At 60.0% G+C, this 23,994-nt stretch carries 21 protein-coding genes; 6 read left to right on the forward strand and 15 right to left on the reverse strand.

Going from position 1 to position 23,994, the window contains the following annotated elements:
* Nucleotides 1-110: 110 nt before the first annotated feature.
* The 6 genes from corA to V9G17_06705 form a co-directional block, all read right to left on the reverse strand.
* Nucleotides 111-1,076 (reverse strand): magnesium/cobalt transporter CorA, encoded by a 966-nt coding sequence (corA, locus tag V9G17_06680; GenBank protein MEI2752271.1) that lies wholly within the window; start codon nucleotides 1,074-1,076, stop codon nucleotides 111-113.
* A gap of 482 nt (nucleotides 1,077-1,558) precedes the next feature.
* A complete protein-coding gene (locus V9G17_06685; protein ID MEI2752272.1) occupies nucleotides 1,559-2,290 on the reverse strand; it encodes a tetratricopeptide repeat protein in 732 nt (243 codons plus the stop codon).
* Nucleotides 2,287-3,342 carry a prolipoprotein diacylglyceryl transferase family protein gene (locus V9G17_06690; protein ID MEI2752273.1) on the reverse strand — a complete coding sequence of 352 codons (1,056 nt, stop codon included), beginning with the start codon at nucleotides 3,340-3,342 and terminating at the stop codon, nucleotides 2,287-2,289. The genes V9G17_06685 and V9G17_06690 overlap by 4 nt, the downstream gene beginning before the upstream one ends.
* The gene (locus tag V9G17_06695; GenBank protein ID MEI2752274.1) at nucleotides 3,329-4,357 is read right to left on the reverse strand and encodes a phosphatidylserine decarboxylase; all 1,029 of its coding nucleotides are present in this window, start codon (nucleotides 4,355-4,357) and stop codon (nucleotides 3,329-3,331) included. The genes V9G17_06690 and V9G17_06695 overlap by 14 nt, the downstream gene beginning before the upstream one ends.
* Nucleotides 4,354-6,759 carry a hypothetical protein gene (locus V9G17_06700; GenBank protein MEI2752275.1) on the reverse strand — a complete coding sequence of 802 codons (2,406 nt, stop codon included), beginning with the start codon at nucleotides 6,757-6,759 and terminating at the stop codon, nucleotides 4,354-4,356. The genes V9G17_06695 and V9G17_06700 overlap by 4 nt, the downstream gene beginning before the upstream one ends.
* Before the next feature lie 134 nt (nucleotides 6,760-6,893).
* Entirely contained in the window at nucleotides 6,894-7,577 is a 684-nt protein-coding gene (locus V9G17_06705; GenBank protein MEI2752276.1) for an HAD family phosphatase, read from the reverse strand.
* 223 nt (nucleotides 7,578-7,800) lie between these two features.
* Between V9G17_06705 and V9G17_06710 the strand changes: the two genes are divergently transcribed.
* Nucleotides 7,801-8,919 carry a hypothetical protein gene (locus V9G17_06710; protein ID MEI2752277.1) on the forward strand — a complete coding sequence of 373 codons (1,119 nt, stop codon included), beginning with the start codon at nucleotides 7,801-7,803 and terminating at the stop codon, nucleotides 8,917-8,919.
* Nucleotides 8,920-9,257: 338 nt separating this feature from the next.
* Entirely contained in the window at nucleotides 9,258-10,283 is a 1,026-nt protein-coding gene (locus V9G17_06715; GenBank protein MEI2752278.1) for a DUF481 domain-containing protein, read from the forward strand.
* Nucleotides 10,284-10,325: 42 nt separating this feature from the next.
* On the opposite strand, the gene V9G17_06720 is transcribed toward V9G17_06715, so the two are convergent.
* Nucleotides 10,326-11,645, reverse strand: coding sequence for an NAD(P)/FAD-dependent oxidoreductase (locus tag V9G17_06720; protein ID MEI2752279.1), 1,320 nt, complete (start codon nucleotides 11,643-11,645; stop codon nucleotides 10,326-10,328).
* A gap of 257 nt (nucleotides 11,646-11,902) precedes the next feature.
* On the opposite strand from V9G17_06720, the gene V9G17_06725 reads away from it, so the two are divergent.
* Nucleotides 11,903-12,115 (forward strand): BON domain-containing protein, encoded by a 213-nt coding sequence (locus V9G17_06725; protein MEI2752280.1) that lies wholly within the window; start codon nucleotides 11,903-11,905, stop codon nucleotides 12,113-12,115.
* Nucleotides 12,116-12,140: 25 nt separating this feature from the next.
* Here V9G17_06725 and V9G17_06730 read toward each other — a convergent pair whose 3' ends face one another.
* Nucleotides 12,141-15,461, reverse strand: a complete 3,321-nt coding sequence (locus tag V9G17_06730) for an AsmA-like C-terminal domain-containing protein (GenBank protein MEI2752281.1) — start codon at nucleotides 15,459-15,461, stop codon at nucleotides 12,141-12,143.
* Between the two features lie 195 nt (nucleotides 15,462-15,656).
* Here V9G17_06730 and V9G17_06735 point away from each other — a divergent pair, with 195 nt between their 5' ends.
* Nucleotides 15,657-16,439 carry a carbon-nitrogen hydrolase family protein gene (locus V9G17_06735; protein ID MEI2752282.1) on the forward strand — a complete coding sequence of 261 codons (783 nt, stop codon included), beginning with the start codon at nucleotides 15,657-15,659 and terminating at the stop codon, nucleotides 16,437-16,439.
* A 111-nt stretch (nucleotides 16,440-16,550) separates the two neighbouring features.
* Here the strand turns inward: V9G17_06735 and V9G17_06740 are convergent, their stop codons facing one another.
* The 6 genes from V9G17_06740 to V9G17_06765 all read right to left on the reverse strand — a co-directional run bounded on the left by V9G17_06740 (nucleotide 16,551) and on the right by V9G17_06765 (nucleotide 21,782).
* Nucleotides 16,551-17,108: an alpha/beta fold hydrolase gene (locus V9G17_06740; GenBank protein ID MEI2752283.1), complete on the reverse strand. Its 558-nt coding sequence runs from the start codon at nucleotides 17,106-17,108 to the stop codon at nucleotides 16,551-16,553.
* Entirely contained in the window at nucleotides 17,095-18,333 is a 1,239-nt protein-coding gene (locus V9G17_06745) for a TIGR03862 family flavoprotein (protein ID MEI2752284.1), read from the reverse strand. The genes V9G17_06740 and V9G17_06745 overlap by 14 nt, the downstream gene beginning before the upstream one ends.
* 3 nt (nucleotides 18,334-18,336) lie before the next feature.
* Complete coding sequence (locus V9G17_06750; protein ID MEI2752285.1) at nucleotides 18,337-18,648, reverse strand: hypothetical protein; 312 nt, start codon at nucleotides 18,646-18,648, stop codon at nucleotides 18,337-18,339.
* On the reverse strand, nucleotides 18,645-19,115 hold the full coding sequence (locus V9G17_06755) for a GNAT family N-acetyltransferase (GenBank protein ID MEI2752286.1): 471 nt from the start codon (nucleotides 19,113-19,115) through the stop codon (nucleotides 18,645-18,647). Before V9G17_06755 ends, V9G17_06750 begins: the two co-directional genes overlap by 4 nt.
* Before the next feature lie 118 nt (nucleotides 19,116-19,233).
* Nucleotides 19,234-20,850 carry a Na+/H+ antiporter gene (locus V9G17_06760; GenBank protein ID MEI2752287.1) on the reverse strand — a complete coding sequence of 539 codons (1,617 nt, stop codon included), beginning with the start codon at nucleotides 20,848-20,850 and terminating at the stop codon, nucleotides 19,234-19,236.
* Between the two features lie 68 nt (nucleotides 20,851-20,918).
* Complete coding sequence (locus V9G17_06765) at nucleotides 20,919-21,782, reverse strand: aldo/keto reductase (protein ID MEI2752288.1); 864 nt, start codon at nucleotides 21,780-21,782, stop codon at nucleotides 20,919-20,921.
* 89 nt (nucleotides 21,783-21,871) lie between these two features.
* Between V9G17_06765 and V9G17_06770 the strand changes: the two genes are divergently transcribed.
* Nucleotides 21,872-22,186 (forward strand): hypothetical protein, encoded by a 315-nt coding sequence (locus V9G17_06770; GenBank protein ID MEI2752289.1) that lies wholly within the window; start codon nucleotides 21,872-21,874, stop codon nucleotides 22,184-22,186.
* Nucleotides 22,187-22,254: 68 nt separating this feature from the next.
* Nucleotides 22,255-22,863: a short chain dehydrogenase gene (locus tag V9G17_06775; protein MEI2752290.1), complete on the forward strand. Its 609-nt coding sequence runs from the start codon at nucleotides 22,255-22,257 to the stop codon at nucleotides 22,861-22,863.
* A gap of 15 nt (nucleotides 22,864-22,878) precedes the next feature.
* On the opposite strand, the gene V9G17_06780 is transcribed toward V9G17_06775, so the two are convergent.
* A complete protein-coding gene (locus V9G17_06780) occupies nucleotides 22,879-23,994 on the reverse strand; it encodes a DNA alkylation repair protein (GenBank protein MEI2752291.1) in 1,116 nt (371 codons plus the stop codon).

Below are 23,994 nucleotides of genomic sequence, written 5' to 3' on the forward strand. Positions count from 1 at the left end.
CTTCAGTGGTATTCCGACTGACCATCAGTCAATGCGTGGACTATCCCTTACGCTGGTTACGTTGGCGGCGTGCATTCTACTCAGGCCTTGCATCACGTGGCCCCCCGGCGTCAGTCCAACCAGCCTTTCTTTCTGAAATACACATAAGGGGCGGCACCGGCGATCAGCATGAAGAAAATGGCCGCAGGATAGCCCCATACCCATTTTATTTCCGGCATATTCTCAAAATTCATTCCATAGATACTGGCGACCAGGGTAGGAGGAAGAAAGACCACCGCCGCGATGGAAAAAATCTTGATAATTTTGTTTTGCTCCAGGTTGATCATGCCTAATAAGGCATCCATCAAGAAATTTATCTTGTCAAAAATAAATCCCGTGTGCCCGGTCAAGGAGTCGATGTCGCGCAAGACGCCTTTGACTCGTTGCGTTTGTTCAGGTGACAGCACACGACTCCGCAGTAAAAAGGAGAGGGCTCTCCTGTTGTCGATCAAATCCAGCCGCACTTTCGAATTCAGATCCTCTTGCGCGGCAATCCGTTCAACGTTCTCGCGCATGACTCGAGACGTGATGTGTTCCTTCCTGCTGAGAACCACGGCTCCGACTTCATCCAAGGCTCCATAAATCTGCTCCAAGACATCCGCGTCCCGCTCCACGCCGAGTTCATAACAACCGAGCAATATGTCCCCTGCATCACTGACCATCCGTCGCCCTGATCGGGCTTGCATTCGAAACAGCGTTAATACGCTCAAGTCGTCATCGTGGACGGTTAACAATCGTCCTTGATGCAGGCTGAAGGACATCGTGACAATCGCCGCCGTATCCTCGACTGTCTGGACGAACGTCGAACGAATGTGCACGCCATGTTGATCCTGGTAATACCGCGCACTGGCCTCCAAATCCTGCAATTCTTCGTCTTCGGGAAGTTCGAGCGGAAATACGGAGTGCACCAGCTCGCGCTCTTGCTGGCTCGGATAGGCCAAATCCACCCAAATCAAATCTTTTCGAGTCAGGTCTGTCCTGTTGTCGATCCGGGTCTGGATGACCCGCCCCTCATCTAAGACAAATGCGCCAAGCATAACAAAGGCTCACTCCCTCTATACGTCTCTGCCCGGCCCACGCACAGTCCCATCCGACAAGCCCGCCGCACATGATCGGGCACGCGGGTAACCCACGTGCCCGATCATGAGAGGGGAGCTGAGGATCGGTGCAGGATCAGGTTCCTTTATGAGACAGCTCAATATTCTGACGACGGCTGGCGCACCTGAGGCGGGGTTCCCTACGTTTCATGGGCGGCGGCCAGGTTCGCTGCACATCCATTCGTGACTCCCTCACTGCGCCACAATTGATACAGCGCCGAATGGTCAGTTCCCCTTCCAAGCCAGTGTATTGATCGCTCACAACCAATCCGGAACAGCGCGTGCAGGACATATCGATCTCCTCCATGAGGGGGAATGCTACCCCGCGAGGGTAGACAGAAGGCTCAGGAAACCCTTAAGCGAATGTAAATTAGCGTTGTTCGATCACGCTGAAACCCAGGCAGGAACGTTCAGGTAACATCCTAAGGGGATAGGGTCTTAAGTAATCGTTCCGCTTCCGGCCGAAATCTGCGTTGCCAGGCATACGGATAATGCGGGTGTTCGACATGGAGCACCGCGTCGAGATGTGTACGCGCTTCCGCCGGTCGGCCCTGCTTGATGAGGAGTCGGGCTAGAATGAGATGGGCATTGGTATAGCGGCCATCAGCCGCAATGGCGCGCCGCAGGTACGACTCGGCTTCCTTCTCGCGTCCCCCCAACAGCCAAGGCAACTCCGCACAAAGGCCACCCATCATTTGGAGCGCCTGCGCGTGGTCCGGATCAAGTTCGATCGCCCGACGGACATGCTCTTTGATTTCGCCCAACACCAGGCCGGCATTGGCGAGGCCTTTTATTCGCTCCGCGCTTCCCAGTGCCGCCGCGTAGAGAAAATGTGCCTGGGCGTTCGGCTCTTCGAGTTGCAAGGCACGCTTCGCCATCTCCGCTGCCGATTCATAGGCGAGACGTTTCTGTGGCGCGTCCTCGAACAAGTCATCGGCAATATCGAGATACAAGCCGGCGCCTGCGATCAACCGTTGTACCGTTTCCCCGCTTGTGGCGATCTGCGATTGCAGAACAGCCACCTCCCGCTCCAGCGAGGCCGGGTAGTCCGACGGCAGAGACTCATGCTCCGCCCACGCGGAAACATTCAACATCCAGCACGTCAGACCGATGACGGACGCCAACCGAGACCTAGATGGTCGTCGGCCGATCAAATCTGATCCTTCACGACATGCAGAGACAGAGTTGCCGTCGTGACCCGACTTCGGCCGGTGAACACAAAGATGCCGAGCCACAAACCCTGCAAACACAGAATCACACCGGGTTGCCACAGAAGCCGGATCCCGCGCGGCAGATCCGGCGAAACGTGCGGCACGTCCGCCAGCCAGGCAGCCAGTATCACGACGTACACGATGCCGGCAACCGAAAGCAGTTGGTACCACGATACCGTTCCCTCGCCCCGATAGTCGGCGCGCACATATTCCGATCCGATGCGCCACACCTGCGTGACCACTACCGTCACCACGAATGCCGCCACCATCCGGCCACTGAAGAACAGCCAGAGCCCGGCCATGCCCGCTGCGACAGACACGGCGGCGGTCATCGCTTGAATCGGTACCAGCGGGACGGCCTCCAGGTTGCGTTCGTAGGCGGCCTTCCTGGTGGGGCCGACAAACATCGCATGATGCTGCGCAAACAATTTGGACAGCCAGGGATGACTCTGATTCAGAGGCGCTCCATAACAACAGCCGAAGCTGAGACAAGCCAGACGCCCCGTCCCCTCCCCGAACGCATACGCAATCGCGACAGTCGCCAACACGGCGGGCAGCGGTATGACCGCCCCCCCCATCGCGTGAAACACGGTATTCATCGCCGCCACGATCCAGGGCGCCAGAAACAACCCGAACATAGACGCGCCGCCGATCGTCAAGGTATTGGCTTTGCCTTCGATGACCCGAGCCAGGATTTTCGCCGCCGGTACGCAAGCGCCAAGCATGATCACGGACAGACAGAGGATGGATTCCAACGACACCGCGACGCTCCCCAGAAGCACGATGACGAACGCCACCGCGATCAGCACCGCACTGGCTGTGAACGCTCCGTAATACGTCAGATTAAGGCCCGTCCACTGGCCGTCCGGACGCCGTGATCGAGGGACCGTCGCCAGGAACTGCCATCCTTCGCGCGGCAAGACCCGAAAGGCCCACCAGAACAGCCCCGCATACAGCAGGGTCAACAGCATGGCAGCCGCATTATTGACGGTCATCTGGAGCTCCGTCGCGCTTCCACCCGATCGTCGAACGCACCCGCACATCCGTCTCGACGAGGGTCCGGCCAAACCCTTGAGAAAACCGGCTCTGCACACCGGAACGAAACCGATTCCGGACAAGGTCGTCACAAAAGGCCACCCGGCCTGGCTCAAACAACAGCACGTCGGTTGAGCTACCCGGACGGTAGAGACTTTTCGGACGCCCTCGTTCGATCATCATCCCGATCTGAACGGGCCTGGGATCGTCATACGCGACGGCGGAGTAGCATTGATCGATGTGGCCGATCATCAGCGCCACGATCTCGATCATGGCCACCACCCCCACGCGAGACCCACCCGGCACCTCCGTGTCGATAATCGTCACCACACGCTTGTTCTTCGAGTACGGCGTGGCCGCCACCACCACCGGTCCGGGATTGCAGGAATGGTAGCGGCCGGAAATTTCGTAGCAGTCCAGCACTCTCCCCGACACCGGACTGTGGTTGTAGTGATACTTGTCAGGCGTCAGCCGGAAGATCGCCCAGTCCCCCTGCTGAAACAACCGCCGCCATCGGGATCGGTCACGGCCAAGCAGTTCGTCGTAGTCGAAAAATTTCCCTTTGAGAAACAGCGAGGAGTCGTCTGCAAAGGAGCCAAGAAGCAATCGGGCATCGGCCGGAGACACGATGGCCCGTGGATCGTCGGCCATCGGCCGCACCTGCCAGTACCGCAACCGCCGTTGAAAAAGACGTCGCCGTGTATTCAACCGATCGTAAGGGTCCAGGCATTCCGACAGGTCGATCTCCAACGCCCGGGCGCACTTCGACACCGCCGCCCGGGTCGCGGTAAACGGCCGGTCGTAGTTGAAGAAGCCCAACACCTGCGTCGTGCGTTGCGAGGTCAAGGCCTTCATCAACCAGTCCGCATCCTCCCAGAGTGCGCGGTAGGCCCAATTGAGCCACCGATCGCCGCAGAACCGCTCGGTCCTGATCAGGCTGGTTTCGCGTTCGATATACTGATGCGGCGCGATCATGAGGCGAGCGACCGGCCATCCTGCCGGCGTGACGACGCCCCGCCCCGGCTGATCGTGAGCAGACAGAGGGCCAGGCAATGACGGAGCGTCGTGCAATCCGCCGTCTCGGACACTAAGGCCTCTTCAGCTTCCGCAAGGACCTCCACCGCTGAGCGGGGACCGATCACCGCCGTCGCTAGCCCGCGATCCCGCCTGTCGCCATCGGATCCGCCCCCGTCGATCGGCTGCAAATCCTCTCGAACACAGCCGAGCGCCTCTCGAACATACGCGGTGCGCAACTGACGGCGGTAATACCCCTCTGCCGCCTGCCCAAACTCCTCGCCGGACAATTGCATGGGATTGTCCGCACCGATAGAATCCAAAATCCCTCGAGTCAACTTTCCGGCGGCGCTGTAGCGCTCCGGTGCCAACAGTCGCTCACGCAAGCGGCCCAGATGATCCGCCAGCTGAAACTCCTCGACTAATTCGGCCCCGTCTTCTTCAAGCGTCTGCAGCAGTGCCAGACGATAGTCATCGACGCGGACCCGCAGATGCCCTGCATACCGGCGACTGACTCTCGTCTTCTGCGTTCTGGCCACGATGCGCGCCAGAAATCGATTCGGCCCGGCTTCGCGCACATTCACGGTCCCGATGCCGATGGCCGAGGCGAACATGCACTGCCGTCGTTCACTTTCCGTGAACGGATCGTCAGGAATATCGTCATGCGTCACCGCGCCGTCGGCGATATATCGAAAGGCCAGCGCCGTCACCAGCGCCTGCAAGCTGGCCGCATCGGCAAAATCGTCCAGATGATTCGAGAAGAGACTGTACTGCCGTCCCTCAAATCCTGAAAATCCCATCACCGACTCTGCGCGCAATTTATAAAACAAGTAGAGCGACATGCGTTCGTCGAACACCCCGAGTTGCCCGAGATCGCGCTTGAGCCGGAGGTCGTTTCCCTGGATCCCGTCGAGAGCCGGACTCCGATCGGTCGACAGCAGAGACACCAAGTAGTCGAGCAACCTGAAATCGGGGAGAAAGTCGCCGCGTAACTGAAAGAGCGCACTCAGGGCGCGATCCACCCACAACGGGCCGACCGGTGTGATGGAGCGGCCGAAGATCGAAAGACCCGCTTTCTTCTTCCACCGGCGCCACAACATTCGTAAATGCGCAAAGTCCAGTTCGTGCGGTAAGAATCCCAATGCCGTTTCCGGATGAAAATCGCGAAAGTTCATGCGGTAGGGCGCGGCACTGTACGTGCCGGCAAAGAGCGGCAGAAAATGCTCCACGATCTTGACCACTAAGTCGCCCACGACTTTTTCATGCGCCGCCGAGAACGTCTTCCCGCCGGATTGCAGCGCCTGCGTGAGGATGCGACTCCCCAAACTGAGATGCGTACCGTTATTGGCAAGACTGATGTTGGAGGTCACCGGCAATACAACGAGGTTCCGCGTGATGATGCCCGCGTCTTTCAACCGGACGACGGCGTTCAGTTGGCTGCGCGACAGCACCTCGTGGCAGAGCCCCATGTACTGAGACTTCTCCTCGCCGCGCTCCCATCCCGACAAGCAGGGGTTCATGAACAATTCGCGATAAAACGCATCGGATACCAGTCCGTTGAGACGGCGCTGCCGCAACGGCGGATGGGGTGACGCATAGACCAGGACCTGTTGTCCGCTCTCCTGCAAGCCGAATTGCCGATTGGCATACAACACCAACAGATGCGTCAGCAGAAACCGAATCGCCGTCTCCCGCGCAATCCCGCTCCCCATCCCCTGCGCCCGCTCCATCGGAGCAACAAAGAAGGAGAAGGTTTCGGGCGAACTGTTGTCGTTCAGGAAATGATTCAACAGGCGGCGCCCCTCACTGGCAAGCGGCGGCGCATCCCGTTCAAACTCTTCGATCACCTGGGCCAACGTGAGCTTCAAGAGGTAACTGATCGGAAGACGAACCCATTCCTCACCCTGTTCCATCAGCAGATACCGGTGGGCGTCAGTCCGCAGCGGCCCCTTGACCTCTCGCTTGTCGGCCGCAAGATCGCCCTCGAAGAGTTGATCGGCAGTCCGGTTTAACAGCCGCCGGGGAAACCGCACCCACGAATTTTCCCAGACGGTTGCATCCGGCGACGTCAGGAACTCCTGCAGTTGCTTGATGACGATCCTGGGACTCTCCCCGGCCGCCGTCCGTTCTCGAATATTGTGGAGATAATTGGAGTTATGAATCGTGCGCGCCAGGTCGACATCTTCCGAGAGGCCGAGCACGGCCGCTTGCAATTCACTCTCTGAACCAGCCGTGATGTCAGCATGGGAGAACGGCGGGGTTGGGAGACTGGCGAGGAATTGTACCGCCTCTTTTTCGATCACATGGCGAGGCTCGGCCGGGCGGAGGGGGCAGTTTGAGGAGATCGTCATCGTTCGGCTCATGCGAAACCTCCCGGTGATCACCTGCAGCATCCGTAGCTGATACAAGCTGAGCCTACCGCCGGTCTGTTACGAGCGCCTCATTCCAAGAGAAATGTTGTGTAACAATGTCGTCGCCGTGAAGACATTCGTGCTATTCAGCGAGGGAGCTGAGCGAGCACCTGGCTCAAGGACAACGTGTCCAGCGACGGAACGACGAGATCGGCCTGTTCAAGTCGACTCTCAGGCAGCGTCGTCGCCACTCCGACGCAGCGGATCCCGGCCTTGCGGGCCGCCTCGATTCCATGCGGCGTATCTTCGAACGCCACGCATTCGTGAGCCCTCAGCGGCGAGCGCCGGTTCAACCCGTCGAGCGCATGCAGATACAGCGCTGGGGCAGGTTTGCCATGACGAACATCCTGTGCGGCTGAGATATGCTCGAACATCGACGTCATCCCGGCCAGCTCCAAACACAAGGCAATTTCCTCTCGCACCGCGCCGGACGCAATGGCGGTACGGCAGGTCTCCCTCACGGCTCCGACAAATTCCCTCACGCCGGGGAGAACAGGCAACGCCTTGCGCAGCGCTGCTTGCATGAGATTAGTTTTGCACGCCACGAGTCGATCGAGAGTCTCGGCCGATACGACAGACCAACCGGAATCGGTCAACACGGCGCGGAAGCAAGCCTGATCCGTCAAGCCTACATAGCGCGCCTGGTAACGGTCCGGAGCAAGGGTCACCCCTTCCATTCGAAGCACCTGTCGAAACATCTCGAAATGCAGCGGCTCGGTGTCGAACAACACCCCGTCGAAATCGAAGATGACGGCTCTGATCGTGGCCATGTCTTTTCACTCCTATCTGGTTCCGACTGATCGACACAACCGACCGGTGCATGATTTACGAGAACTTGATCATCTCCTTACCCTCCCGTAATCCCTTGCCTGTACGATGGTCGCGATCGTCCAACCTGGCTCCTGACAAGCCGCCGCCTGGCCGGCCTCGCAGCCCGCTTGCAGTCTGCGCACACATCGACCATCATTATAAGAATCCTCCGGGAGAATCCTCATGGCCCCCCTCGATGCGCCTCCGCTCTCGATCGAACAGGGAACCTGTTATGCCCTGTTCGCCTACGACATTGGACTAGCCATTAATCTCGATGAAGCGGAACGGCACGTGACGGCCATCAAAGAACGAGGACGCATCCGCCACAAAGCTCGAGCCCCGCACTATTTTGAATATCGCCCGGCGCCGCTTCGACTGACACAGGAGACCGTCTCCCTGACATTCGGCAACTACCGGTCGAGCAAAACCGTGGAGGTGATGCTGTACGACTTCGGCGCGGTCACCGTCATGTACCGCATTCCGATCGATGGTCCATTTGAAGGACTACTGAGCTTGAGCGAATCGCTCTATGAAAATGAAACGCTGCTGGCGGAATCACGCCACCGCCTGGATCAGCTGGTGCGCGACATCCTTCCGGCCGTCGAGCGGCCCTCCACATCGAAGGAGGTCGAGGACTACCTGATCTTTTCCATTGAGCGCTGCACGCCCTCGGCCATTCAAGCCCTCGGCGTTCCCTACGATCCGTTGTTTGCGCATGTGCTTCGCAGCGAACGCACGCGGCTCTCGGACCAGGAAATCCATGAAGCGACCTCCTGTCGAATTTCTTTCAGTCGGGACGACACCGCCGTGATCGACTGGAATGCGGCCCTCGTCTTCGGACAGGACATGGATGATGTGCGAGCGGTACTGGAGTTTGTGAATGTCGAGCTGCTCGAAATGCGGGCCCTGGATGAGCAACTGGATACGGCACTCGACCAGGGGTATGACGCGCTCACACGGAAGACCGGCTTGAAATCATGGCTGCCAGGCTCGCACGAGGCGGCGCTCACCCACATCGGGCAATTGCAGGTCGACAGCGCCGTGCTCTTCGAACGCGTGGCGAACACCTTAAAGCTACTCGGCGATCAATATCTGGCCCGGGTCTATCGATTGGCCTCGCAGCGTTTTCACCTGGAGGCCTGGGATGCCAGCATCATCAGAAAGCTCCAGACCCTTGAAAGCATCTACGGGAAAATGACGGACCGAGCGACGACTCAACGAATGGAGGTGCTGGAATGGATCATCATTGTGCTCATCACGATTTCCATCGCCATCTCATTCCTTCCCATCGGAGGCCACTAGCAGTTCCGTCCCCTCTAACAGGCGGCGGAGACACTCGGTGTTTGCACAAGCGGTCGCAAGCGACTCGCGTGCCCTGTTGACGCTAGAATCGGCCGGAGGATGCGCAAAAGGGCCGTCTTCCTCGTTCGTCACTCGTTGTAGAACCAGCTGCGGGATGTTCGCGAGAGACGCGCCACAACAGTCTTCCTGACATCCGTAGGCCGGCCTTGGCTGCTCTTTTGTCTTCCTATCTCTTGCAAGTCCACCAACCTCTCCAGTAGGGTTGGACCATTGATAGACAGCGGGCCATCCGACTCTCGCCACGAGTGACGTACCCGTCCGCCTACTGATTCACCCCCATGCACCGCATTATCATCAGTCGCTCCCTGCTGTGGCCGTGGACAGCATTCTGCATCGGGCTCTGTCTCGCTCTGCCCTCCTGGGCCGACGAAGTACACCTCCAGAATGGAGATCGGCTGACCGGCACCATCGTCAAAATGGAGGAGCGAGTCCTCACCCTGCAGACGGACTACGGGGGTGAGATAAAAATCGATTGGGGGAAAATCGAGCGCCTGAAATCCGACGGTCCGTTGAAGATCCTGGTGCCGGGCGAGTCCCATCATGAGCTTCGCGATTTTCTCTACGGCACCCAAACTCAGCGTGAAGCCCGGGAACTGGGGCCGGAGGGTTCTGTGCCCCTAGCCGATATCTCCGCCATCAATGTCGAACCACTCCGACTGACCGGAACCATCACCGTCGGCGGTAACCACACCTCCGGCAACACCAACACCAAAGCTTTCAACAGCGCCGCGCGCTTCACGATCCAGGCATACCGACAACGACTGTTACTCGAGGGCAAATACAATTATGGGCAAGCCGGCGATCAACTGACGGCCAGAAACTCGTTAGCCAGCGTGAAACACGACTATTTCCTGAGCAAGCAGATCTTCATCGAATCCTTCGGCATGCTTGAAAAAGACACGCTGCAGAACCTCCAACTCCGGTCCACGATCGGTAGCGGCTTGGGCTATCAATTTTACGAAAGCGCCAGGACCACCCTCGCCCTCTCCCTCGGTCTGGCCTATGTCAGCGAGCACTTCACCAACAGTCCGAACACGCAAACTCCGTCAGGCCGATGGAGCCTGCGTTGGGAACACGCACTGTGGCCGGACCGTGTAAAACTCTTCCACCGTCATGAAGGCTTCTACGACATCAATGCCGGCAACGCATTCCGTATCAATGCCGACCAGGGGGTTCGGATCACGGTCTACAAGAATCTGTTCTTCAATGTGGAATACGACATTCGGTTGAACACGCAACCGGCGCCTGGACGGGTGAAACTCGACGAGTCCCTCATTTTTGGCGTGGGTTATGAAATCAAGTGAGGGCGAAAGCGATACGTCGCAGCGGTCCGACTGGCCCGCTGACTACTCACCCTGCTCGCCGTTCCGTCTCGCCTCGCTGCTGCCGGCGCCGAGAGACACGGCCGCCGCTCGACCGGCCAGCCGGCCGGTCGCCCAAGCCCACTGAAAATTGAATCCACCGATCCGCCCGTCGCAGTCGAGCACCTCGCCGACCAGATGCAAGCCGGGAACAAGCTTCGACTCCATCGTGCGGAAGTTGACCTCCTCCAACGGAATCCCACCCGCCGTGACCTCGGCAAAATTCCACCCACGATCGCGCACGACAGGAAACCGGAATCGGGTGAGGGCCGACAGGAGACGATCACGAGTGGTGCGTGAGACCTGCGCGCAGGCCTGTTGTGGATCACCGTCGACATGACGGCACAGGGCTTCGGCGCATCGCTCGGGGATCAACTCCACCAACAGCTTCAGCAGCGACCGCCGTGGATGCTTCGCCGCATGATGCAGAATCCACTCACGCGCCTGTTCCGTCGTGTGCCCAGGCCAAAAGTTTCCGTAGAGTTCGACCGCCTCACCTCGTTCGCGACCCGCACACCAGAAGCGACTGGCATCCATCACCACCGGCCCGCTGATCCCGAAATGGGTCCATAGCAGACTGCCGGTCCGCCGATCGACCGGTCTCCCCTGCACCAACGTGTGGAGCTCGACCTCCTGCGAGAGTCCAGACAGTCCCTGGTGAAAACAGTGCTCGTCGAGGACTAAGGCCACCAATGCTGGAACGGTCGGCGTCACCTGATGTCCCAAGCGTCGCGCAAGTCCGTAGCCCGATCCATCACTCCCCGTGCGTGGCAGCGACCGCCCACCTGTGGCCAGGATGACGCGCCGGGCGAGCGTTTCGCCTTCTTGGTGACGAATCACGAACCGGGCAGAATCGGTCTTCTCCAGCGCCGCGCCACTGTCCAAACGGACGATATCGGTGACTCGCTGACCAGAGCGAAGCACCGCCCCGAGCGCCCGATTACGGGCGAGCAGCGCATCGAGCACTGTGCGTGCCTTGTCGGTCACCGGAAACAGTTTGCCGGTCTCCTCGCGTTTGAGCGGGACACCGAGTGAGGCAAACCACTTGATCGTATCCTCGACGGAGAAGGCGGCAAGCACATTGCGGACGAGATGGCGGGTGCCGAAAAAATCATCCGGCGTCACCACATCATGGGTGACATTGCACCGGCCGCCGCCGGACACCAGGATCTTGGCGCCGATGGTCTTCGCGCCGTCCAACAATTCAATGGTCAGGTGCGGGTTGTTCTCGGCCGCAAAGATACCGGCCGCCAGTCCGGCTGCTCCGGCCCCGACAATACAGAGATCGACCGATGCCACTGCCATATCCCCTCACATCACGCCAACCGGCTCGCCGCCGCAAGATGCCCGTCGCGGCGCGCCGCGCGCAATCATACACTCTTGCATGGAAAATGGCCTTGTGGCTGTGCAACAATCGCTGCGCATCCCGCACTCGTAACCAGACCTCCGAGAACTTCATGCCCCGATTTCACCGACTCCTCCCGCTGCTGCTTGTGTCGTGCTTCTCGGCCGGCTGTTCGTCGTCCGCCAGTACAGCCCTCTCGGATTCCCCGAGCAACTCTGTGATTTCCGCAAATGTGGCCGCAACGCTCGCGGAAGATCATCTAGGCGGTCTCGGCGATATCCTTGTGGCCACCGACGGTGGAACTGTCACCCTAACAGGAACGGTTCAAAAGGCCGAACGGAAGGCGAGAGCGGCCGAATTGGCTCGACAGGTGAAAGGGGTGAAACGAGTGAAGAACAATCTCCAGATTCACGCCGACGTCTCTCAGTGAGCGTCCCCAACTCCATTCCGTCCGCTTAGAACTCCTCGTCCCCTCCCCTCGTGATCTCTTCTTCGACCATCGAGTAGGCTTTCTGCGGCAGGGTAATGGCATTGACCAGCACATCGAAGGCTAACTGAGCGGTGCCTTTCATGCCCGTCATCAGAGACTCCATGGGCAAATACCGTAGTTCCGGATTGTTCGCCGAGCCCTTCAGCTCAAAGATGGCGGTATCGAATCCCTGCCGATCCCCGGCCAGCAGCTGGCCGAATAATGGAATGCGTTTCAGCGCCGCGGAATAAGACCCGAGAGGGCTGGTCGCCAGCACCATGTCAAATCGATCCGCCACGATGTCGTAACGACCCGTCCCACTGATCTTCAAGATGGGACTGTCGAGCAAGAGTTCTTTGGCAAGGATCACACCGTGACTGATGGAAAATACCACCTTGAGCCGGTCGAGCGGGAAACCGTCCTTCTCGAGATCTACCTGCCCCTGAAGCACCGCCGGCAGATTCATGACTGACAGCAAGGTGGAGATCACTGGCATGTGAGACACTCGTCCATCCTCGACTAGCACCTGGATCGGTTGAGGACTGGTGATGGAGTCCAGCGCGAGGCCCGTGCCCTCAAATTCTGTCTGTAGCTTGCCCGACGTCGTGAGCCAGCCCGATATCGTGGGTTCTTCTTGGACCAGAGACAGGACGTGATCAACCGGGATCCCGTTCGCACGAAACGTGCCTCTGATCTGCTCCACCCGCCGTCCGTTCGCCCGAACCTTGACTTGGCCGCCGACATGCCCCTCAGTCGTATCGCCGCTGATCCGCTCAACCGTCAACAGACCATGATCCCAGACGACCCGGCTGGAAAGACCCGTGACTAAGAACTTCTTGTAGTAGACATGATCGGCAAAAAGAAACATGTCGAGTCTGCCATTCGACCACCAGGATTTTCCGCCGGACCCATCCGTGCCGGGTGCGGACGATGTCTGGCGGGATGGAATGAAGGAGGCTACGTCGATTTGAGATGATTCAATGACCAGACGTACCTTCGGCGATTCCGCCCACTGCGCGATGGATCCCGAGATCCGGAGGTCGCTCGCACCCACATGAAACGTCATGCGCGAGATTTGAATCTTGTCTTGATCGAACCGCAGGGTCACGAAGGCTTCTCGAATCGGATCCTGCAAGGCCTCCAGCATAATCGCGCCGCGCTCGAATCGAACTTCTCCGGATGTCCGCCATGAAGCCCGTTCTCGTACCTTACCCTCCATATGCAATTTCGCGCTGAACGTTCCTGCCCTCAGCGATCCAAGTGCGATCCCGACCGGCAATTCCTTCAAGGATATCGCGCCGGACGAGACGTTCGCGGTAAAGACCATGCCCTCCGAGAACGTGAGGGTTCCGTCACCGACAATTCTCACAGGGGGCAAGACAAGACCGACTTGCCGGATCATCAAGAGACTGCCGCCTGACAAACGACCATCAAACTCGATGGAAGCGGGTGCGTGCAGCGGCTTGGTGAAGATCCTCGGTATGCGCAGCCCGGCCGACTGGAGTTGAATTGTTCCCGCGAAGCGCGGTTCCTCGACCATCCCGGTCACGGCGGCCTGCATGCTGACGGTCCCCTCCACTTCCGATCTGGAACCGAGATCGACAGCCTCCGCCATCCATGACCAGACGTGATCGGCGTCAGCGGTCATGGTCACGTTCACATCGGAATAGACCTTGCCTTTCCTCCAGGTCAAGTTCCCTCGGGCATCCAGCGCGGCAGGACCGACCTGCCCCCCCAGCTGTTCAATGCTCACCAGAGTCGGCGACGCATGGATGTGCGCCTCCACCTCCCGGACATCGAGCGGAAGCACGGTCGTGCGAAAACCGGCGTGGTGGAGTCTGACATCGACGTCGACCAGTGAAAGTCCGTTCTTTCCACCCGGCGTCCCGACCACATGGGCGACCGTCTCGACATCACCAGTCGCCTCCTGCATCCGGGAAAACACCTCGCGCAGAAGCGGGGCGTCCTCGATTCGCCGTGCGACGTCGACCAATCCTGTCAGGGGCCCGGTTCCGGAAATCTTGACGTCGACATGCGGATCGCTGAGCCATTGCGTGATGAGCAGATCATCGCCCGCCAGTCGAAACGGACCCCAGGCGGCGCGAAGCGCCGTGACACGAACCTGTGCGTCATCGAAGGAGAGACTGCCTGAAAGGGCTTCAACGACAGGATACTGAGGATTGAGCGTCACGCGGCCATCACGCAGACCAATGCTTCCACTCAGACTCGGACGCGCGCCGGATCCAACTTCGCCGGAGACAGACAACCGCTGCATCGTCACCAGCCCATCGATGCCGTACTCCCCGAGCCGGGCGCGAACCTGAGGCGAAATCCAGCCGGAGGGGAGCTGACTGAACAAGCGCGTCAACATGAAGGGCGCGGCGGACAGCGTGGCCGAATAACGCGGCCGATCCCCTCTCTGTCCGGCCACGGTTGCGGTCCCCTGCATCGACAGGTCAGACAGCTCGGCTCTCCAGTCGTCTGCGGTCAACTCATAGCCGCTGCCACTGATGATCAATCGCAGGTGCGCGTTGAGTTGCGCAGATCCCACTAAGCCGTCGGCAATCGCTCCCGGACCTGCCCACGCTGAAATGGCATGCCGGACATTGATGTGGTGGAATCGAACATCCCCCTCCGCTTGTGTCCCGCCGCCCTCGTGATTCTGCGTCAGCGAGCCGTCGAAGGTGAAGGCCGCCCGATCCCGCTCCTGCGGCATCTCACCGGACACCTGCAGCTTCGCGTAGCGGCCCATCACCTCAGTCGACAGAGTGCCTCGGGCCACCATGATTTGAAGAGGGACCGTGGGACTGAGACCTGCCTCATCGCTGACCGTGATCACTCCATCAAGCAACAGCAGATTTTGCACAACCTGTAAAAACGGAACGAGTTGGGCCGAATCACCTTGAGAAGTCGTCCGCGCAGAGCCATCGAGAGACCAGGTTCCGTTGGCCTCCCGGCTGACAGTCACCCGCGGCCGATTGATCACCAGATCCTTGCCGACAACCCGCCCTTCCAGCAACGGCAGCCATTGAAGCGCAATCTCCAGGCGGTCGGCACTCAACAACGGCGTGGTGGAACCGGGTGCGTGCAGCTGCGCCTGCAGCAATTCCACTCCGATGGAGGGAAAGAGCCGGACATGCCAGGCCTCGACCGACAACTCATGGCCCGTGCGCTGTTGAAACTCTTGAAGCAGTGCCTCCCCAATCGCCGAACGATTGAGTAGCCAGGGCAAGACCAGGAGGCTGCCGATGAGCACCAGCGCCACCAGGAACAGACCCGACGCGATGAGGCCTGTGATCTTCCTCATGGATGGAGTGGCTGAGGGTTGGCCCATTGCCTACGGTTATCCATCTGCTCACTGTACGCAACCAGCCCGGCAGGTACAAGCTGCGGAGATGAGCCGGTCGTGCTGAGTCGATCTCAGCGACTCTGTATGCTACAGTCCGGCCTCATCAGAACCATCAGGCACATTTTCGCCTTGTTATGCCTTGCATAGTGACCGATGGCCAAACCCTCTCTACGCATCGCGTTTTTACATCTGGCTCCGATACCAGGCGCGCTGGCGAAGAATCGCCACCTGCTCACGCACGCGATCACGCGAGCCGCGTGTCTCGGAGCCGGCTGGATCATCACGCCTGAACTTGCGGTCAGCGGCTATACCTTCGCCGATACACTCGGCACGGATTGGATCGCCCCGCAACCCGACCCCTGGATGGAGACGGTCCGCCTGTTCGCCGCCAGGAAACGCGTCGCGATCTTCCTGTCACATCCCGAGCGTGACCCGCAATCCAACCGACTCTACAACTCGGTCTTCGCCATCACCCCCGACGGGCGCCTGGCAGGCTCACATCGCAAAATCAACGCGCTGCGCGTCGGGTCCGAGGCCTGGTCGACTCCCGGCACAGAGACGACGGTCTTCCCGATGACGCCGCTTGGAAACGTCGGGATGCTCATCTGCGCCGACGCATTCTCACCGGGAATTGCCAATAGTTTGAAGGCCAAGGGTGCACAGGTGCTGGTCTCGTCCGCGGCCTGGGCACCGGGACTGCATGGACCGAACGGCGAGTGGGAACGGTGCACAACAGACACCGGCCTGCCCCTCTTCGTGTGCAACCGCACCGGGGCCGATCGCACGCTCGATTTCAGAAAAGCCGAGAGCGTAGTGGCGCAGGGTGGGCAGCGGCTCCTCTCATTGTCGTCAGAACGGTCCGCTATCTTCCTCGTCGACTGGGACCTGCAGGCAGGAACCCTCGCCTCGCCGGAATATCGACAGATCCTGCTCTAGCGACATGCGGGCTGAAGCGTCCCGAGCCTCCGTATCTCGTCTCTCGTACCTCGTCCTGACGAGATACGCTTCACGTTTCACGAGATACGAAAACACCCGTCGAACCACGCGCTACAACTTGAGCAGCCGCTCCAACAACACAAGCCCTGCAGGCCAGTCACCAAGCCCACTGTCGGCATTAATGTGACCGATTGTACCGGCTTCAACAAAGTCACTCCCCCAATCGGCCGCGCAACGCCGCGCATAGGCAACGGACCCGAACGGATCGTCGCTGCTCGCCACCACCAGACTGGGAAAGCGAAGTGGTTCTGCTGGAACCGGCTGGAAGCCTTGTGCCGCCGGTGGAAACATGGGCCCATCCGGATCAGGCACCGCCACCAGCAAGGCGGCACGCACCGGACGCGAGGCCCATTGAGCCCAGTGTGCGACGAGCAGGCAGCCCATGCTATGGGCGATTAACACAGGGGGTGCGGAGAGACGAGCCATAGCGGCATCCAGCCCGTGTAGCCATTCCGCACACACCGGACGATCCCAGTCACGCTGCTGCACGCGCTGCCATCCGGGGTGCCGCTGCTCCCACAAGGTTTGCCAATGACCAGGTCCGGAATTGCCGATGCCCGGAACCACCAGGGCGAGGCCCTCGCCGCTTGTCGAGTTATGCCTTGGCACGCCCTGCACGCTCCTTGAACCAGGCAACCGCCCCGGCACCGGCTGTCCGCCCGCTGGCGAAACAGGCCGTGAGCAGATACCCGCCCGTCGGCGCTTCCCAATCCAACATCTCTCCCGCGCAAAACAACCCCGGCAGAGCACGCACCATCAGCCGCTTGTCGAGGGCCTTAAACTCCACGCCACCGGCAGTGCTGATCGCCTCCTCCAAGGGACGCGAGGCAGCCAGCGTGAGCTGCAAGGATTTGATCGCCGCGGCCAGGCGTGTCGGGTCCGCAAAATCTTCCTTCGACACGAGCTCTCGTAGCAGGCCAGATTTCACTCCATCAATGTGCGCCCGCCGCTGCAAATGTGTGGCCATCGTCTTTTTGCCGCGCGGCTGAGAAAGATCCTTGATGAGGCGCGGCAGCTCACGATCGGGCGCGAGGTCCAGCCGGAGCGTGCCCCGGCCGGTAGCCTGAATCTCATCGCGCAGATAGGGTGCCACGGCATAAATGACGCCGCCTTCCACACCGGTCTCTGTAATCACAAACTCCCCCATGCGACGCATCACCGCGCCGGTCGGCGATTTCGCCACTACCCCCACGGTCTTGACCGGATGCCCGGCGAACTTACTCCGAAAATGTTCCGTCCATCCCACGTCGAACCCGCAGTTGGCCGGCTGTAACGGCGCAATCGGGACGTCACGCCCGGCAAGCAGGGGCACCCAGGCGCCATCCGAACCGAGCTTGGGCCAACTGCCGCCGCCCAGCGCCAGAATAACCGCATCCGCCTCCACGGACTGGGTTCCCTGCGGCGTCTCAAAGCAAAGGGATTTTTGTGCATCCCAGCCGCACCAGCGATGTCTGACATGAATGGTCAATCCGGCCTGACGCAGCCGGCGAAGCCAGGCTCGCAGTAGCGGCGCAGCTTTCATATCGGCGGGAAAGATCCGCCCGGAGGAGCCCACAAACGTCTCGACACCCAACTCCTTTGTCCATGCGCGAAGCGCGTCCGGACCGAACGCATTGAGCCAGGGGGCGACCTTGGCCGCCCGCTCTCCATAACGCGAGAGAAACACCTCGGGTGGATCGGAATGGGTCAAGTTCAGCCCGCCCTTTCCGGCCAACAGAAATTTACGGCCGACCGAGGCCATGGCATCGTAGAGATCGACTTGCGCGCCTCCCGCCAGCGCCGCCTCCGCCGCCATGAGTCCCGCCGGTCCTCCACCGATAATCGCGATCTTCACCCGTTACCTCTTCATCGTCACAGAAAGAAACCATACCGGCCTCATACGCCCGAAGTCGGTCCGAAGGGGAGCCTTCAATGTCGGGGTGGAATCTACCACGTACGACCGGTCGTTCTCTCGCCCGAACACCACCCAGTGCCAGAACGGTCGTCCCTGCTCCAGATGCCACTTGATGGCCAGCAACGCGCAATCCGGCAAACCGGTCGATGAGCGAAACGGTTTGGTGCCCGCGAGGCACGCAGACCGAACTGCGTCAGCAGCCGCCGCACCGATGCCGAAACCGGTTCGTTCGTCCTGAACAACGGGCCGGATCACAGGAACAGTTTCATCTTCCGTCCACCGGTAATACTGAATCCCTGTCGTTCATAAAACGCCAGGGCCCGGTCGAACTGCGGAAGCGGAGGCGTCGTGACCTCCAGCCTAGTCCATTGTTTTGTGTGAGCCAGATTTTTTGCGTCTGCCAGGAGTGTTGCGCCCACCCTGCGAGAACGGAACGCCGGACGCACATACAATTCCGGAATGATCCCGAATACGCCTTCCGCGTAAAGCGCACGACTTTCCGACAGGGTCAGCAAACCAGCAACCTGCTCGTCGTGATACGCCAACAACACCGTATAGGTCTCGTCTACCAGCCAGCGCCGTGCCCGCGCCTCGGTCTCGACCTGAGAGAATTCGAAGGCCTTCATTCCGATGGCTGTCATAATCTCCCGCAACAACTCGCCGACCAAATCGGCTACGAGCGGGGCATCAGCCGGTTGTGCCTGGGCAAGACGAATCGACATCGTGCGAACCTACCCGCAGCAGGCCCACGCGTCAAGCCGTGGAGCGTCCGCTGTCGGGATATTACGATTCACCGACAGCGGAGAGTACCGGACGGGAATGCGATGAATGGGGCACCACTCACGCGTGGACTTTTCCGATTCGGCACTCGCCGACACCCAGGTGGAGCGCCGCCACATCGAGTTCATGCTCTAAGCGATGAAGGACTTCGTCGCTGATCGTGCCGTTGTCCCGAAGCCCGATCAGGGTCATGCGCTCGGCCGCTAAGGTTTCAAATTGCAGCCGCTGGACGGATTCGCTGGTTGAATTGGAAGGCGGCTCCTCTGCCAAAGTGGCTTTGGTGAGACGCTCCAGCCGTTGGAGATATTGCAGCCGCAGGTGCTCCACCTGCTCCAGCGACACCCAGTTTTCTGTGACTACTTGATCCAGTCGATTCAGGGCCGCAGTCGCCGCATGTGCCCGTGCCAGCGCTTCTTCCTGTTCCAGCCCACCGTCTTCTCTGAGCTGCAACAACCGAATGATCGGCGGCAACGAGAGGCCCTGCACAACCAAGGTCGCGAGAATCACGGTGAAGCTGATCAAAATAATCTCAGCGCGAAATGGAAACGGCGCACCAGCGCTGGTTGCCACCGGAAGCGCTAACGCAGCCGCAAGGGTCACGATGCCGCGCATGCCGGTCCAGGAAACCAGGAACAAGCTCGACCATGAAGGCATCGGATCACGCTCCCGCAAGGTCGCGCTCAACCATCTGGGAATGAGAGCGGCCACGGGCACCCACAGGAGTCGCACCAGAATAACAGTCGCGCTCACCCAGGCCCCGGCGATGAGCACCGGCCCAAACTGGCCCGGCGACATGGAGTCGCGAAGCGTGTCCAGTTGCAGGCCGATCAGGATAAAAATAACTCCATTCAAGATAAAGATCAGGAGATCCCACACCGCGCGCGCCTGCAATCTGGTGGCCGGGGAGACCGCGCCGCTGAACGACTGACGAATATACAGTCCCCCTGCCACACAAGCCAACACGGCAGAGGCATGCACCAACTCCCCGCACACCCAGGCGATATACGGCGCCAACAGGGTCACGCCGATCTGCGTAAACCCGTCTTCCGTGGCGGAGAGTGCCCACCTGACGATCCAGGCGACACCAATGCCGATGACCACTCCAGCCAGCCCGGCAAAGACAAACTCGAACAGCGTATGTCCGAGCGCAAACGAACCGCTCATCGCGGCGCCCACGGCCGCCCGATACAATACTAACGCCGTGGCATCGTTGACGAGGCTTTCGCCCTCCAGGATACTCACGATCCGGCGCGGGATCCTCAGCCGCTTCCCAATGGCTGTCGCGGACACCGCATCGGGCGGCGAGACGATCGCGCCCAACGCAATGGCCTCCGCCCATCCAATACCAGGCAAGAGAGTGTGGGCCGCGAACGCAACCCCGGCGGAAGTCGCCAGGACCAATCCCACCGCCAGAAGCGAAATCGGCCGGAGATTCTGGCGAAACTCGCGCCACGACGTGAAATACGCGGCGGACCACAAGATCGGCGGCAGGAAGACCAGGAACACGAGGTCCGGATGGAATGTCACTGCGGGCAACCCTGGCACCAGTCCCAGCGTCAGACCACCCAACACCAGAAAGATCGGATACGGAATATGGACCTTCTGCGCGAGGGTCGTCAGCGCGAGCACCACCGCGAACAAGATGATGATAACTTCGAGTTGATGCAGGCCTTCCATCGTTGCACAACACCGTTTCTGCGGCGATCGCGTGAGCCGGGCTGATCGCCGCCGCTACAGGCACTCCGTTATATCCCGATGACTTCCAATCGCTGGAGATCGTCGGGCGCGATCGTGAACTGGTCGGAACGCAGATCCTCCTGCATATGTTGCCGATCGGTCGTGCCGGTCAGCGGCAACATGCCGATCTGCATGGCGAATCGAAACACCAGTTGCGCGAGCCCCATACCATACTTGGCGGCCATGGCCCGCACCTCGGGATCGGTGAACAACCCCTGATTGGCAGTCAGCAACGAGAACCCCTGGTAGATGATGCCGTGAGTCCGGCAGATCGCCCGCACATCCCGGTCCCACCCCAGCGCCGCATAACAGCGATTCTGCACCACCATCGGCTTATGCGTCGCCCGCGCGCAGAGCAACGTGAGCTGATCCGCCGTCACATTGCTGATGCCGATCAGCTTCGTCTTCCCCGCATCGTACAAGGCCTCGATGGCGGCCCAGACCTCCCAATCCGCATCGCTCAGCCCGCGTCGACCATAGGGGCCGTGCAAGACATAGGAGTCAAGATAATCGGTATGAAGATGCGTCAGCGAGCTGTCGAACGATTGCTTCACCTGCGTCGTCAGATCGGCCTGCGCATCATAGGGCGTGCGATGGTCTTGGCCGTTCACCGGCGTGAACTTGGTTTGTATAAACAGCCGCTCGCGCGAGGTGCCCTGCTTCGCCAATTCCAGCAATGCCTCTCCGACCAATGCCTCCTGGTAATGGATCAACTGATTGGCGGTATCGATCGCCGTAAACCCCGCAGACACGGCCTGCCGTACCAACGGCGCCGTCGCCTCTTTTTTCCATGCGGTCCCGTACATGAACGAAGGAACAGGGACCTGATTGTAGGCAGTCAACATGACGTGAAATCCTCCAAGCCGTACCATACACAGATCCTCAGACCAGTCTCAATGTTCCAAATGGCCCGGGAAGTTGCTAGAGTGCCTCCCCATCACCCGTAAGGAGCGACGCCCACATGGATGCAGAACCGGTTAATCAGCTCGTAGAGCTTCGACTTACCTATCGATACATCAAAGACCATCCCTGGACCGTACAAGCCATCAACGGATTTCTCTCCGCCTATTTCATGGAGAAGCCGGGGTTTGCCGTCCAGCGGCATTTCGACGATCTCGAATCGGGTATGCACGTGTGGCTCTGCGAGGTGCCGTCCAACATGAAAATTACCGTGCTCTTACGACGGCTGCAGGCGGATATTCCTCCCTGCCGACACATTCAACCCGCGACAGACCCCTCGGCCAGAGCGCAATACATCATCGATAGTCCCGAGTGAACGGCAGCGCTTGCACCGCGCACAACGCCATGGCTACACTGCCGACAGGTGAACAAGGGAGGTTCGGCATGCGAGTGATTGTCATCGGAGGAACGGGCACCATCGGATCCGCCGTCGTGAAGCGACTGTCCACACGACACGATGTGGTGGTAGTCGGGCACAAGCGGGGGGCGTTCCAGGTTGATCTGGCTTCGCCGGACTCCATCACTAGCCTCTTCAAAGCAGTCGGAACCTGCGATGCCGTCGTGAGTACTGCCGGCATCGCCAAATTTGCGAGCCTGGATGATCTGACGTATGACGATTACTTCGTCGGCCTGAAGAATAAATTGATGGGCCAGTCGAATCTGGTGCGCATCGGTCGACCATTTGTGACGAACCACGGATCCTTCACCCTCACCAGCGGCGTGCTCAGCCAGGAACCCATAAAAGGCAGCTGCGCGATCAGCATGGCCAACGCCGGACTGGAAGGATTTGTTCGCGCCGCCGCCATCGACCTGCCGCGAAGCCTGCGCGTGAATGTCGTCAGCCCGCCCTGGGTCACGGAAACACTCATCGCCAGAGGCATGGACCCGTCGATCGGCCTGCCTGCCGACACGGTCGCGCACAGTTATCTCGCCAGTGTGGAAGGCACGATGACGGGGCAGGTGATTGATCCGCGGAAACACGCGAGCGGGTAAGCGCGACCAGACCTCCTAGTGTTCCGTCAGCTCAAATGTCCCCAGCCGATAGGCCTGGCCATTGATCAACACGTCTACCGCATGCTGCCCGGGATAATGCGTTCTCGTCGTCAATTGGGCGAGGAGTAATGTCTTCCCCACCTGAGCCGTTTCTCGCGGCGCCAATTGAAGCTGCTTCAACTTGAATACCTTTGGCCGTTGCGCGCCGTTGGCCTTGACGTAGTGCACCCGCAAATCCACCAAGAGGCGTTGCGCCAGCGACGCACGATTGGCAATCTCACAGGCAATGGCCACAGAGGATCCGATGGTGGGCCGCTGCGGGGCAATGTGCACCTTCTCCACCGACACACGTGCGGCCTCTCCGAATCCCAACAGTCCAAGCGCCCCTGATTCACCTCGCTTCACCGCCGAACGTAACGCATGCCGGATGATCCACCGGCGCTCCTCCGTCGCGTTCTCCATCCATCGCGTCGCTGTCTCCACCAGCAGGACGGGATGGTCCTTGCCGATGTCGTTCAGGTTATTGGCCACGCTTCGACGGACGTACAGCGACGGGTCATCCTTGAGCCGCTCCAGCAACGCGAGCACCGGACGAGGATCAGCCTGAAACGCGCGCAAACGCGGCGCCCAAGGCAACCGGGGACGCGTGCCTTCCGAGACGAGGCGGCGCACGTCCTCACTGGCATCAGCCGACCATTCCGTGAGACGGGCCAACGTCGCCGCCTGGTGCCGTTCGAGATAACGGCGGATGCTGAATTCGGCGGTGAAGCGTTGCGTCAGCACATATTGCGCCCGCATAGACAGTTCAAAATGCTCCAGCCCGTATTCCGCCACAAAGAACACGTGCGGGAGAAATAGGAACCCGCCCATCCCCTGGGCAACCGTTCGCTCCGGCTTCTGATCGAGCGACGCCAGAAGAATCTCGACGGCCTGCTCATAGTCGTCCGGCAAGAACCGGCGAAGTTGATGGGCGATTTTCCACGCGCGTGGCATCAACTCCAGCGCGTCATACCCGTCCAGTGACGACCTGACAAACCCCTGCTGATCGAATCGCGGAAAGACGGCGGCAATCATGCGCCCGATGGTGCGCGGCACATCGGCCCCGAAACTATTTTTGAGCGGCTCAGCCAT

This window comes from Nitrospira sp., assembly GCA_037045225.1.
GTDB lineage: Bacteria > Nitrospirota > Nitrospiria > Nitrospirales > Nitrospiraceae > Nitrospira_A.